This is a genomic window from Bradyrhizobium tunisiense (assembly GCF_042263385.1).
Classification (GTDB): domain Bacteria; phylum Pseudomonadota; class Alphaproteobacteria; order Rhizobiales; family Xanthobacteraceae; genus Bradyrhizobium; species Bradyrhizobium tunisiense.
Genome location: NZ_JBHLEV010000002.1, coordinates 289,514 through 301,723 on the forward strand (window position 1 = coordinate 289,514; position 12,210 = coordinate 301,723).

The following is a 12,210-nucleotide window of genomic DNA, read 5'->3' on the forward strand; positions in this document are numbered from 1 at the left end:
TCGCGGAAAGCAGCCAATGGCCAAGAAGAAACGCGGCGGCGCGCACGGAGGCCACGGTTGGTTCGTGACCTTCGCCGACCTGATGGCGCTATTGCTGGCGTTCTTCGTGATGCTGGTCGCGTTCTCCACCCAGGATGCGCAGAAGCTGAAGATCGTCGCCGGCTCGATGCGCGAGGCATTCGGCGTGCAGACCGAGGCGCGCTATTCCGGGATCGTCGAGTCCGACGGCCTGCCGACCCGTCCGCGGTTGAAGAACGTCGACCACATCCAGCCCGAGGATGCCTCTAACACGCCGACGCCGGACCAGGAGGATCGCGACAAGACCTCCGGCGCGAAGATCAAGGTCGACCGCAATTTCGCGCTCGCCGCCGCCTCGCTGCGCCAAGCCTTGCAGGACATGCCGGAACTGACGGAGATGTCCAAGCACATCATGTTCGAGGAGACCAAGCAGGGTCTCAACCTCGAGATCGTCGATCAGGACGGCCGCTCGATGTTTGCCGACGGCTCCAAGGTGCCCTACGACCGCACCCGCCGCCTGGTCGAGAAGCTCGCGGTGCCGCTCAAGGCCACGCCGCTGCGCGTTTCCATCGCCGGCCACACCGCCGCGGGCTTCGTGCCGACCCGCAGCGACTACGGCGCCTTCGATCTGTCAGCCGACCGCGCCAATGCCGTGCGCCAGATCCTCGAACGGCAAGGCCTGCCGCCGTCGCACATCTTCGCCGTCTCCGGCAAGGCGGACACGCAGCCGTTGTTTCCGGACGATCCTTCGCTGGCCGCCAACCGGCGGGTGACCATCACCTTGATGCGCGAAGATCCCCCGCTGCCCCCGAACCTGAAGCCGTGACGGTCTTGCATTACCATTTTACCTGAGGCATGTCGTCGCGCAGGCGATGAACGTTGCTGCGGTGTCACAGCTTCTGTCTCGGCGGCTGCTATGGTGGCGAGCCAATTGACAGGCGCGCCGGAACGGTCGAAAGGCGCCGGATCGAATTCAGGGACCAGGCGTTCTCCACCCCCATGACGGCGAGCATCTCATCGACCGAGTCCCCAGACGGGAAACCGGTCACATCAGGTTTTTGGGCCCTTACGCTCGGGAGCATCGGCGTCGTCTTTGGCGACATCGGTACCTCGCCGCTCTATGCATTCCATGAAGCGGTCAAGGGCGCGGCCCATGGCGAGCCGGTCTCGCGGATCATCGTGCTCGGCGTACTCTCGCTGATCCTGTGGGCGCTGCTGATCGTCGTCACCGCCAAATACGTCCTGCTGCTGCTGCGCGCCGACAATAACGGGGAGGGCGGCACGCTCTCGCTGATGGCGCTCGGCCAGCGCGCGCTCGGGCGGCGCAGCTGGGTTCTGCTCGCGCTCGGCGTGGTCGGCGCCTCCATGTTCATCGGCGATTCCATGATCACGCCGGCGATCTCGGTGCTGTCGGCGGTCCAGGGCCTCAAGCTCGCGGCCCCCGCGCTCGAGCATTATGTCGTGCCGCTCACCGTCCTGATTCTGGTGCTGCTGTTCGCCGTCCAGAGCAAGGGGACCGCACTGGTCGCCTCGGCCTTCGGTCCGGTGATGGTGGTCTGGTTCGCCGTCATCGCCGTGATGGGAGCCGTCCACATCGCTGACGATCCCTCCGTGCTGGCGGCGATCAATCCCTATTACGCGGTGCAGTTCGTGCTCTCGCACGGTGTGATCGGCCTCGTGACTCTCGGCGCCGTATTTCTGGCGGTGACCGGGGGCGAGGCGCTCTATGCCGATCTCGGTCATTTCGGACGCAAGCCGATCCAGTCGGCCTGGATGTTCTTCGTGCTGCCCGCGCTCTTGATCAACTATTTTGGGCAGGGTGCGTTGGTGCTGTCCGATCCAAGCGCGATCGAGCATTCCTTCTATCGCATGGTGCCTGATAGTCTGGTGCTTCCGCTGGTGGGTCTCGCGACCGCCGCCACCGTGATCGCGAGCCAGGCGGTGATCACCGGCGCCTATTCGCTGGTCTATCAGGCGGTGCAACTCGGCCTGCTGCCCCGCTTCGAGGTGCGCTACACCTCCGAGACTCACGCCGGCCAGATCTATCTGCCGCGCGTGAACCGGCTGCTGTTGATCGGCGTGATGCTGCTGGTCTTGTTGTTCCACACCCCCAGCAATCTGGCTTCGGCCTATGGCATCGCGGTCTCCACCACCATGGTTGCCGACGGCATCATGGGCTTCGTCGTGATCTGGAAATTGTGGAATTGGCGCGCCGCCACGGCTGCGGCTGTGATCGTGCCGTTCGTCATCGTCGACCTGAGCTTCTTCAGTGCCAATCTCTTGAAGCTGCTCGATGGTGCGTGGGTGCCGTTGCTGTTTGGCGTCGTCATGGTGGGGACGATCTGGACCTGGCGCAGGGGTTCGGGAATCCTGATGCAGAAGACGCGCCGGATCGAGGTGCCGCTGGACGATCTGATCCGGAGCCTGGAGAAGCGGCCGCCGCACATCGTCAAGGGCACCGCGGTATTCCTGACCAGCGATCCCGCTTTCGTGCCGACCGCGTTGCTGCACAATTTGAAGCACAACAAGGTGCTGCACGAGCACAACGTGATCCTGACGATCGAGACCGCGCAGACGCCGCGGGTCGACCTGGCGGAGCGGTTCCGCATGGAGAAGATCAGCGAGAAGTTCTCCAAGGTCCGCCTGCGCTTCGGCTACATGGAGCAGCCGAACGTGCCCAAGGCGCTCGCGATCGCCCGCAAGCAGGGCTGGCAGTTCGACATCATGTCCACGTCGTTCTTCGTGTCGCGAAGGTCGCTGAAAGCGTCGGCGCAGTCGGGCATGCCGCTATGGCAGGACCATCTATTCATTGCGCTGAGCCGGTCCGCCAACGATGCCACGGACTACTTCCAAATCCCCACGGGACGGGTGGTTGAAGTCGGGACCCAGGTCACCATCTAGAACGCACTGCCCGAGCCATGCAAATGTGCATGGCTAAGCTCCGAAATCGGGCTAGGCTATGCCGGTAGCGCAGGACTATAAGCCGCGCGCTCTTCCGCCATTGTGCAGTGAAGCATTTTCAGAGGCCACTGGGCTCTCCCATGACAAGCGACGTAGCGATTTCCGCCCCGGAAACGGCGGCGGCCAATGGGCATGGCGAGGCCCACACCACCGCCCGCTTCGGCGCGCTGACGCTCGGCAGCATCGGCGTCGTCTACGGCGATATCGGCACCAGCCCGCTCTATGCGTTCCGTGAGGCGGTGATGGCCGCCTCGGGCGCAGAGGGGTTGCCGACGCCAGCAGCGGTGCTCGGCGTGCTCTCCCTGATCCTGTGGGCGCTGATCGTCGTGGTGACGCTCAAATACGTCGTGATCCTGCTCCGCGCCGACAACAATGGCGAGGGCGGCACGCTGGCACTGATGGCGCTGGCCCAGCGCGCGGTCGGCACCGGCGGGGCCACCATCGTTCTGCTCGGCATCATCTCCGGCGCGCTGTTCTACGGCGATGCCGTGATCACGCCGGCGCTGTCGGTGCTGTCGGCGATCGAGGGCATGAAGGACGTCACGCTCCGGTTCGAGCCCTATATCGTACCGCTGACGGTGGTGATCCTGGTCTGCCTGTTCGCGGTGCAGTCGCGCGGAACCGCCCGCGTCGCCGCCTTCTTCGGCCCGATCATGTGCGTCTGGTTCGCGGTGCTCGCGGCGGCGGCAATCCATCCGATCATCCAGCAGCCGCAGGTGCTGTACGCGCTGAACCCGCTCTACGCCGTGTCTTTCATGTTCCACCACGGCATTGTCGGCTTTGTCACGCTGGGCGCCGTGTTCCTGGCGGTCACCGGCGCCGAGGCGCTCTATGCCGATCTCGGCCATTTCGGCAAGCGGCCGATCCAGTTCGCGTGGCTCTCGATCGTGCTCCCCTCGCTGGCACTGAACTATCTGGGGCAGGGCGCGCTCGTCCTCAGCGATCCCGGCGCGATCGTCAGTCCGTTCTTCCAGCTGTTCCCGCAAGGATTCGTCCGTGGCTGCATGGTCGTGCTCGCCACCATGGCGACCGTCATCGCCAGCCAGGCGGTCATTACGGGCGCCTATTCGCTGACGCGCCAGGCGATTCAACTCGGTCTGTTGCCGCGCTTCGAAATTCGCCATACGTCTGAAGCCCATTCCGGACAGATCTTCATCCCGCGCATCAACCAGCTCCTGCTGCTTGCCGTGGTGCTGCTGGTGCTGCTGTTCCGCTCTTCCAGCGCGCTGGCGTCCGCCTACGGTATCTCCGTCACCGGGACCATGGTGGTCACGGCGATGATGGGTTTTGTCGTGGTCTGGAAAGTCTGGCGGTGGTCGCCGATCGCCGCCGCAGCCCTGATCGCGCCGTTCCTGTTCCTCGACCTGACCTTCCTGGCGGCGAACCTGCTCAAGGTGTTCGAGGGCGGCTGGGTGCCGCTGGCGCTCGGCGCGCTCATGATCATCCTGATGTACACGTGGCGGCGCGGCAGCAGGCTGCTGTTCGAGAAGTCGCGCAAGCTCGAGTTCCCGCTCGCCGACCTCGTGGCGATGCTGGAGAAGCGGCCGCCGCAGCGCGTGCCCGGCACCGCCGTGTTCCTGACCTCGGACCCGCTCAGCGCGCCGACGGCGTTGATGCATAGTCTGAAGCACTACAAGGTGCTGCACGAGAAGAACGTGATTCTCACCATCGAGACGGCGCAGACCCCGCGGATCGATCCGGCCGAGCGGGTGAAGCTGGAGCAGATCTCACCGACCTTCTCCAAGGTGACGCTGAAGTTCGGCTTCATGGAATCGCCCAACGTGCCGAAGGCCCTCGCCATCGCCCGCAAGCTGGGCTGGCAGTTCGACATCATGTCCACCTCGTTCTTCCTGTCGCGGAGGGCGCTGAAGCCCGCGGTGCATTCCGGCATGCCGCGCTGGCAGGACCGGCTGTTCATCTCGCTCAGCCGCTCCGCCAACGACGCCACCGACTATTTCCAGATTCCTTCCGGCCGCGTGGTCGAGGTCGGAACGCAGGTGACGATCTAGCTCCACCGCGGGGAATGACACCGAATGCGCGTTGAGAGCTGGGTCAGGTTTTTCAGGCATCCTGAAAGCCCCACTTCAAGCCGCTGCGATTTAGCTTTAACTTGCGCAAGGCAGCTCAAGCCTTTGTAGCGCTTGATTTTCGACGCCTGAGAGGCGAGGTTGCCCGCCGGCCGTGGCAGCCCGGTCGACAGGCGCGACGTTGGAGGATGATGTGGCAAACCAGGTACAGGATCTGACCCCGGACGAAGTCTCCAAGGGGGTCGCGGAAGGGCGCTATCTGCTGGTCGATGTCCGCGAGCCGAACGAGGTCGACGCCGAAGCCTATCCTTACGGTGTGGTGGTGCCGCTCTCGACCTTCGACCCCAAGGCGATTCCCGATCCCCAAGGCAAGGAGGTCGTGTTCGCCTGCCGATCGGGCAAGCGCTCGGTGACGGCCTCGCTGGCGGCGCAGGCGGCGGGCCTGCCTTACGACAAGCACCTCGCGGGCGGCATGCTGGGCTGGAAGGCGGCGGGTCTTCCCAGCAAGGTCGGCGGCTGATCGGCCCGATGTCCAAGAGCGCTTCCCTGAACAAGGTCTTTGCCGACCTTCCGGTCACCATCTTCGAGGCGATGTCGCAGGCCGCGCGCGACAATGCCGCCATCAATCTCGGCCAGGGTTTTCCTGACGATCCCGGCCCCGAGGACATCCGCCGCGCCGCGGCCGACGCCTCGCTCAACGGCTATAACCAGTACCCCTCGATGATGGGCCTGCCGGAGCTGCGCCAGGCGATCGCGACCCATTACGGCCATTGGCACGGCCTCAAGCTCGACCCGATGAGCGAGGTGATGGTCACCTCCGGCGGCACCGAGGCGCTGACCTCGGCCATCCTCGCGGTGGTCCAGCCCGGCGACGAAGTGGTCTGCTTCCAGCCGGTCTATGATTCCTACCTGCCGATCATCCGCCAGGCCGGCGGCATTCCGCGCCTCGTCCGGCTCGAGCCGCCGCACTGGCGGCTGAATGAGGACATGCTGAAAAGCGTCTTCAACTCAAAGACCAAGGCGGTGCTGTTCAACAATCCCTTGAATCCGTCCGCGGTGGTCTATCCGCGCGAGGACCTCGAGCTGCTGGCGCGCTATTGCCAGGAGTTCGACGTCATCGCGATCTGCGACGAGGTCTGGGAGCACGTCACCTTCGACGAGCACAAGCACATCCCGCTGATCACCATTCCGGGGATGCGCGATCGCACCATCAAGGTCGGCTCGGCCGGCAAGATCTTCTCGCTGACCGGGTGGAAGATCGGCTTCGTCTGCGCGGCGCCGCCGTTGCTGCGGGTGGCTGCCAAGGTGCACCAGTTCCTGACCTTCACCACCGCGCCCAACCTGCAGGCCGCCGTCGCCTACGGCCTCGGCAAGCCGGACGAGTATTTCCTGTCGATGCGCAAGGATCTGAGCCGGAGCAGGGACCGCCTGACCAGGGGATTGGAGAGCCTCGGCTTCCCCGTGTTGAAGTCGCAAGGCACCTACTTCCTCACCGTCGACCTGTCGCCGCTCGGGCTCAACGAGAGCGACACCGAGTTCTGCTGGCGGATCGTGAAGGACTTCAAGGTCGCCGCGATCCCGGTCTCGGCCTTCTACGAGCAGGACCCGGTGACATCAGTGGTGCGTTTCTGCTTCGCCAAGAAGGACGAAACGCTCGACACCGCGCTGGAACGGCTGTCGGACGCGGTGCGCGGACGCAAGAGGTAGAGAGAGATGACGACGATCGGCCGCTCGGGATTCCGCCTTGGTCTCGCCGCCGCAGTGCTGACATTCTGGACCGCGTCAGCGACCGCCGAGGAGCGCGTCGTCAACTTCTACAACTGGTCCAACTACATGGCGCCCGACGTCCTCGATGCCTTCACCAAGGAGACCGGCATCAGGGTCGTCTACGACACCTTCGACGCCAACGAGACGCTGGAGACGCGCCTGATGGCCGGCAAGTCCGGCTATGACGTCGTGGTGCCCACGGCCTATTTCCTGCAGCGCCAGATCAAGGCCAACATCTTCCAGAAGCTCGACAAGTCGAAGCTGCCGAACCTCGCCAATGCCTGGCCGATGGTGACGAAGAACCTTGCGACCTACGACCCCGGCAATCTCTACGCCGCCAACTACATGTGGGGCACGACGGGCATCGGCTACAACGTCGCCAAGGTGAAGCAGATCCTCGGGCCGGACGCCAAGATCGACAGCTGGGACATCGTCTTCAAGCCGGAGAATCTCGCCAAGTTCAAAGACTGCGGCGTGCACATGCTCGACTCCGCCGACGACATCTTCCCGGCGGCGCTGAACTATCTCGGGCTCGATCCGAACTCGACCAGGCAGGGCGATCTCGAGAAGGCCGCCGAGGCCGTCGCAAAAGTTCGCCCGTCCGTGCGCAAGTTTCACTCCTCCGAATATCTCAGCGCGCTCGCCACCGGCGAGATCTGCTTCGTGGTCGGCTGGTCCGGCGACATCATGCAGGCCCGCGCCCGTGCGGCGGAGGCCAAAGGTGGCATCGAGATCGGCTACGCGATCCCGAAAGAGGGCGCGCAGATGTTCTTCGACAATCTCGCGATCCCCACGGATGCCAAGAACGTCAAGGAAGCCTACGAGCTGATCAATTATCTTTACCGTCCGGACGTTGCCGCCAAGAACTCCGACTTCCTGTCCTACGCGAGCGGCAACCTCGCCAGCCAGAAGCTGGTCGATCCGAAGATCCTGAACGACAAGAACATCTATCCGGACGAGGCGACGCTCGCAAAGCTGTTCGTCATCACGGCGCGCGAGCCGGCGACACAGCGGGTGATCAACCGGTTGTGGACGAAGGTGAAGACGGGGCGATAGAGGCAGCACGCGTCATTGCGAGGAGCCAGCGCAAATTTGCTTCGCGATCTCGTCGCGGGCTCCTCGCAATGACAGCGCCTACCGCCACCTGCGATGTAGCCACAACCACTGCTCCGGATGCTCGCGCACCCAGCTTTCCACGACGCTCGTGATCGCCTGGGTCGTGCCCTGGATGTCGATCTTGCCGTCGGCATCGCGGACCGGCTTGATCTCCTCGGTGAGCTCGCCGCGAAAGCGGCCGCCGGGCAGGCGGATCACGCGGGCGCCGTGGATCGGGCATTCGATCTGGCGCAAGAGGCGTGCCAGCATCGGATTGGCGCGGGTCTTGCGGCCGAAGAAGGTGACCTCGACGCCGCCGGTCAGGTACTGGTCGATCAGCATGGCGACGTGCTTGCCATCCTTGAGCGCCTGCGCGAGTCGCAGCGGCGCATCGCGGCCCGCGGGGATCAGCGTGCCCATATTGACCTGGCGCATCTCCTGGATGATGCGGTCGGCTGAGGCGATGTTCGGCCGGCGGTAGAGGATCGCGGCGTCGAGGCCATGAGCGACCGCCGCGAGCGCCGGCAATTCCCAATTGGCCAGGTGCGCGGCGAAGATCAGCGCCGGCTTGCCATCGTCGCGGATCTGGTCGAACAGCTCGATGCTGCGTGCGGGCAATTCGATCCGGCTCTTCTCCGGATGTTCGCGGTCGTAATCCCAGACATGGTCCATGTGGGCGAACTCGGCGCCGACGCGGCCGAGATTGTCCCACACGCCCATCAGGATCTGTTCGATCTCCTCCGGCGACTTCTCGGGAAAGGCGGCGGTGAGATTGGCGCGGCCGATGCGGTGTTCGCGCAGGCGCGGGCCGATCGTCTTGGTGACGCGCGCGAAAAAGTCCGAGGTCTTGACCGGATCGAAATAGCGCGTGGTGCGCAGCATGCCGACGGTGGCGGCGCCGATCAGGCCTCCGCTGACCGACTTGGCTGCATTCCGCGCGCGAATCTTCGTGCTGATGGGAATCAGCGCCATGCGTCCGGTCAGGCTGGTTCGCGCGTCAGGATCAGCGAGGCGTTCTGGCCGCCGAAGCCGAACGAGTTCGACATGACGGCGGTGACGCGGGCGTCGCGCGCGGTGTTGCCGACCACGTTGAACAGGATCGTGGGATCCGGGGTCTCGTAGTTGATCGTCGGCGGGATGCGCTGATGCTCGAGCGTGAGCAGCGAGAAGATCGCCTCGACCGCACCGGCCGCCGAGATGGTGTGGCCGACCATCGACTTGTTGGACGTGACCGGAATTTTCTGTGCGAGCTCGCCGAACACGGCCGAGGTCGTGTTGAACTCCATCTTGTCGTTCTCGGGCGTCGCGGTGCCGTGCGCGTTGATGTGGTCGATCTGGTCCGGCGTCATGCCGGCATCGGCCAGCGTCTTGTTCATGCAGCCGATGATCGGCTTGCCGTCGGGCGAGGAGCGGGTGCGATGGAAGGAATCGGTCAGCTCCCCGCAGCCGGCGATCACGCCGAGGATCTTGGCGCCGCGCGCGACAGCGGCCTCATAGCTCTCCAGCACGAGGGCGCCGGCGCCTTCGGCCATGACGAAGCCGTCGCGGTTCTTGGAGAAGGGGCGGGAGGCCGCCTGCGGCGGATCGTTCTGGGTCGACAGCGCCGAGAGCAGCGAGAAGCGCACCAGCGCTTCCGGATTCACGGTGCCGTCGGTCGCGACGCAGAGGGCGGCATCGGTCTCGCCGCGGCGGATCGCCTCGACGCCGAGCTGGATCGAGGTCGCGCCCGAGGCGCAGGCCGTCGACAGCGAGATCGGCGAGCCCTTGGTGCCGAAAGTCTCGGCGAGGTGCGCGGCCACCGAGCCGAACATGAAGCGGTGATGATAGGCGCTGTACTTGCCGCCGCCGGAGATGCGCAGCAGATCGTCATAGTTGAAGTCGAGCGCACCGACGGCACGGCCGAGTTCGCGTCGCTGCGGCCATTCCACCTCGACCGGCGCAACCGCAAGGAACAGCGGGCCCGGGAAGTCGGCCTTGGCACCGATGCCGGCTTGCGCGAGTGCTTCCTCCGTCACCAGCTCGGCCATCCGCTCGGACAGGCCGGTCGAGGAGAACGGATCGACGCTGACGAAATCGACAGTGCCGGCCATCGTGGTCTTCAGGCCGTCGACCGGAAAGCGCGTAATGGTGCGGATGCCGGATTCGCCGGCGACGAGTTTGGCCCAATTGTCGGCCTTGCCGGCACCGAGCGAGGTCATGATGCCCATGCCGGTGACGACGACGACGGGCCGCCCGAGTTTGTCGCGTGGTGCAGTCATGTCGATCCCCCGGGTGAGCTAGCCAACTGCCTCAACCAGCGCCATGCCTTCGCCGCGCCAGTGTCCGGCCCCCACCACCACAATCTGGGTGGGCGCTCCCTGCATTTCAATCTCGGTGCCCGTGGAATCGTTCGGCGGGAACAGCGCACCGCGCGAAATCGACAGCGCGGCGAGCGCGATGCCGAGCGGGAATTGCGTCTCCATGGTGTGACCGAACATCGTGCCGGTCGAGCGCACCGGGAGATCCGCATGGCTCTTCAGGAAACTGCGCTCCTCGCTCGTGGCCGGCTCCGCACCGGTCGCGCCCGATATGATCGCGCCCTTGCCCTCGCGCTTCGGCAGTTTTGCCCAAAGCTTCTCCAGCGTCGCGGTCATGTCGCCACCCTGCTTGCGCCGGGCGAGATCGGCGACGACGCTCGACAGCTTCGCATACGGCTTTGCACCGCGCGCTTCCGCGTGTGCTCGCGATTCCAGCACCAGGAACGCGCCGGCCGAGCCGAGTGCGAAGCCGGGATTGTCCTTGCGGGCCCACACGGGGGCGAATTTGTTCTTCAGGTTGAAATCGCCGAATTCGTAGAGGACGAGCAGGTCCTTGCGCTCGCCATTGTGCGAGCCGCCGACCAGCGCGATGTCGCTCTCGCCCGAGGCGATGCGCGCCAGCGCGATACGGGCCGCATCGGCGCCGGCAACCTCTTCGCCCATGAAGGTGCGCGAGGTGCCGCCAAGACCATGCACGATCGCGATATTGCCTGCGAGAAGGTTGGAGAGCTGCGCCAGGAACAAGGTGGGGCGCAGATCGCTCATCAGCCGTTCGTTGAGGAAGCCGGGTGCATTCGCTCCCTTGGCTTCGGCCGTGAGCACGCCGGTGTCGACGTTGAGATCACGTTCGCCGCCGCCGGCGGCCACCACCATGTCGATCTTCGACAGGATGTCCTTGTTGCCCTTGATCCCGGCTGAATCGAGCGCCAGGCCCGCCGCATAGGTGCCGATGCGCTGCCAGGCTTCCATCTGGCGCTGGTCGCCCTTCTTCGGAATCTGGCTGTCGAAGCTGACCGGCATCAGGGGATGCACGATGTAGGGGGCAAAACCCTTCTCGTCGACATTGATGCGCTTGTCCTGAAGCGCGGCCCAGTTGGCGTCCAGGCCCTCGCCGAGCGAGGTGGCGAGTCCAATGCCGGTGATCCAGACTTCGGTCTGGCCAGGCTTCGAAGCAGTGTCAGTCATGGCGATACGGCCTGTTGCGGAAAGCCGACGCGCTCGGCGACTTTCGCCATGTATCCGCGCATATCCGCATTGGGGAAAGGAATCAGCGTGAAGGTCAGCGCCGAGTTGGCGCGCAGCTTGCCGCCGACCCTGATCTTGGCTTCGGTCATGGCATAGCCCGAACCTTCATGCGTGAGGCTCGCCTCGATGCTCATGAGTTCGCCGGGCAAAACCGAACCGCGCACCTTGGCCTCCTTGACGGCGGCCAGGATCGGCATGCGCTCGAACTTGAACACGCCGAGCTGAAGCCAGCCCGAGGCCTGCGCCATCGATTCGATCAGGAGCACGCCGGGCATCAAGGGGTAGCCCGGGAAGTGCCCCTCGAAGATGGTGCTCTTCTGCGGGACCTGGGCCTCGACGACGATCGTCTTCTCGTCGACCTTGAGGTCGACGATGCGATCGATCATGTGGAAGTATTCGAGTTGCATGACCGCGCCCTTAGGCGCTCGCGCCCTTGGCCGCAACCAGTTCGTCGATGCGGGCGCACAGGTTCTTCAGTACGAAATACTGTTCCGTGGTCGCCTTGCCGTCGTTGACCTCCTGGGTCCACTTTTCCAGCGGCAGCTTGATGCCGAACTGCTTGTCGATCGCGAACGCGATGTCCAGGAAATCGAGGCTGTCGATGCCGAGATCATCGATGGCATGGCTGTCGGGCGTGATCGTGTCGCGCGGGATGTCGCAGGTTTCAGCGATGATCGTGGCGACCTGATCGAATGTGGAAGACATCACTAAGCCTTTGATATATTGCGGATATTTGTCAGATTATCCAGAGTGGCACGGTGGGTGGGCATCGCGCCCCTGATGACGCCCTCAACCCCCCT

At 64.6% G+C, this 12,210-nt stretch carries 11 protein-coding genes; 6 read left to right on the forward strand and 5 right to left on the reverse strand.

What is annotated here, in order from left to right; genetic code table 11:
* Nucleotides 1–16 precede the first annotated feature (16 nt).
* The 6 genes from ACFDR6_RS08680 to ACFDR6_RS08705 all read left to right on the forward strand — a co-directional run bounded on the left by ACFDR6_RS08680 (nt 17) and on the right by ACFDR6_RS08705 (nt 7,829).
* Entirely contained in the window at nt 17–844 is an 828-nt protein-coding gene (locus tag ACFDR6_RS08680; protein WP_212087130.1) for an OmpA/MotB family protein, read from the forward strand.
* A 173-nt stretch (nt 845–1,017) separates the two neighbouring features.
* Entirely contained in the window at nt 1,018–2,919 is a 1,902-nt protein-coding gene (locus tag ACFDR6_RS08685) for a potassium transporter Kup (protein ID WP_212087128.1), read from the forward strand.
* Nucleotides 2,920–3,059: 140 nt separating this feature from the next.
* Nucleotides 3,060–4,988: a potassium transporter Kup gene (locus ACFDR6_RS08690; protein ID WP_212087125.1), complete on the forward strand. Its 1,929-nt coding sequence runs from the start codon at nt 3,060–3,062 to the stop codon at nt 4,986–4,988.
* A gap of 211 nt (nt 4,989–5,199) precedes the next feature.
* Nucleotides 5,200–5,526, forward strand: coding sequence for a rhodanese-like domain-containing protein (locus ACFDR6_RS08695; protein ID WP_028170872.1), 327 nt, complete (start codon nt 5,200–5,202; stop codon nt 5,524–5,526).
* Between the two features lie 8 nt (nt 5,527–5,534).
* Nucleotides 5,535–6,713 carry an aminotransferase gene (locus tag ACFDR6_RS08700; RefSeq protein WP_375858055.1) on the forward strand — a complete coding sequence of 393 codons (1,179 nt, stop codon included), beginning with the start codon at nt 5,535–5,537 and terminating at the stop codon, nt 6,711–6,713.
* A gap of 6 nt (nt 6,714–6,719) precedes the next feature.
* Nucleotides 6,720–7,829, forward strand: a complete 1,110-nt coding sequence (locus ACFDR6_RS08705; RefSeq protein WP_375858056.1) for a polyamine ABC transporter substrate-binding protein — start codon at nt 6,720–6,722, stop codon at nt 7,827–7,829.
* A 78-nt stretch (nt 7,830–7,907) separates the two neighbouring features.
* Here the strand turns inward: ACFDR6_RS08705 and ACFDR6_RS08710 are convergent, their stop codons facing one another.
* From ACFDR6_RS08710 to ACFDR6_RS08730, 5 genes are read right to left on the reverse strand one after another with little or no spacing between them, the layout of a single operon-like run.
* Nucleotides 7,908–8,840 (reverse strand): lipid A biosynthesis lauroyl acyltransferase, encoded by a 933-nt coding sequence (locus ACFDR6_RS08710; RefSeq protein ID WP_375858057.1) that lies wholly within the window; start codon nt 8,838–8,840, stop codon nt 7,908–7,910.
* 8 nt (nt 8,841–8,848) lie between these two features.
* Nucleotides 8,849–10,126: a beta-ketoacyl-ACP synthase gene (locus tag ACFDR6_RS08715; protein WP_212087114.1), complete on the reverse strand. Its 1,278-nt coding sequence runs from the start codon at nt 10,124–10,126 to the stop codon at nt 8,849–8,851.
* Nucleotides 10,127–10,144: 18 nt separating this feature from the next.
* The gene (locus ACFDR6_RS08720; RefSeq protein ID WP_212087111.1) at nt 10,145–11,350 is read right to left on the reverse strand and encodes a beta-ketoacyl-ACP synthase; all 1,206 of its coding nucleotides are present in this window, start codon (nt 11,348–11,350) and stop codon (nt 10,145–10,147) included.
* Nucleotides 11,347–11,817, reverse strand: a complete 471-nt coding sequence (locus tag ACFDR6_RS08725) for a 3-hydroxyacyl-ACP dehydratase FabZ family protein (RefSeq protein WP_212087108.1) — start codon at nt 11,815–11,817, stop codon at nt 11,347–11,349. Before ACFDR6_RS08725 ends, ACFDR6_RS08720 begins: the two co-directional genes overlap by 4 nt.
* 10 nt (nt 11,818–11,827) lie before the next feature.
* On the reverse strand, nt 11,828–12,115 hold the full coding sequence (locus ACFDR6_RS08730) for an acyl carrier protein (protein ID WP_007592476.1): 288 nt from the start codon (nt 12,113–12,115) through the stop codon (nt 11,828–11,830).
* Between the last annotated feature and the right edge of the window lie 95 nt (nt 12,116–12,210).

Coding starts and splice junctions, on each gene's coding strand:
- ACFDR6_RS08680 (WP_212087130.1), top strand. CDS start 17: ATGGCCAAGAAGAAACGCGGCGGCGCGCACGGAGGCCACGGTTGGTTC.
- ACFDR6_RS08685 (WP_212087128.1), top strand. CDS start 1,018: ATGACGGCGAGCATCTCATCGACCGAGTCCCCAGACGGGAAACCGGTC.
- ACFDR6_RS08690 (WP_212087125.1), top strand. CDS start 3,060: ATGACAAGCGACGTAGCGATTTCCGCCCCGGAAACGGCGGCGGCCAAT.
- ACFDR6_RS08700 (WP_375858055.1), top strand. CDS start 5,535: ATGTCCAAGAGCGCTTCCCTGAACAAGGTCTTTGCCGACCTTCCGGTC.
- ACFDR6_RS08705 (WP_375858056.1), top strand. CDS start 6,720: ATGACGACGATCGGCCGCTCGGGATTCCGCCTTGGTCTCGCCGCCGCA.
- ACFDR6_RS08710 (WP_375858057.1), bottom strand. CDS start 8,840: ATGGCGCTGATTCCCATCAGCACGAAGATTCGCGCGCGGAATGCAGCC.
- ACFDR6_RS08715 (WP_212087114.1), bottom strand. CDS start 10,126: ATGACTGCACCACGCGACAAACTCGGGCGGCCCGTCGTCGTCGTCACC.
- ACFDR6_RS08720 (WP_212087111.1), bottom strand. CDS start 11,350: ATGACTGACACTGCTTCGAAGCCTGGCCAGACCGAAGTCTGGATCACC.
- ACFDR6_RS08725 (WP_212087108.1), bottom strand. CDS start 11,817: ATGCAACTCGAATACTTCCACATGATCGATCGCATCGTCGACCTCAAG.
- ACFDR6_RS08730 (WP_007592476.1), bottom strand. CDS start 12,115: ATGTCTTCCACATTCGATCAGGTCGCCACGATCATCGCTGAAACCTGC.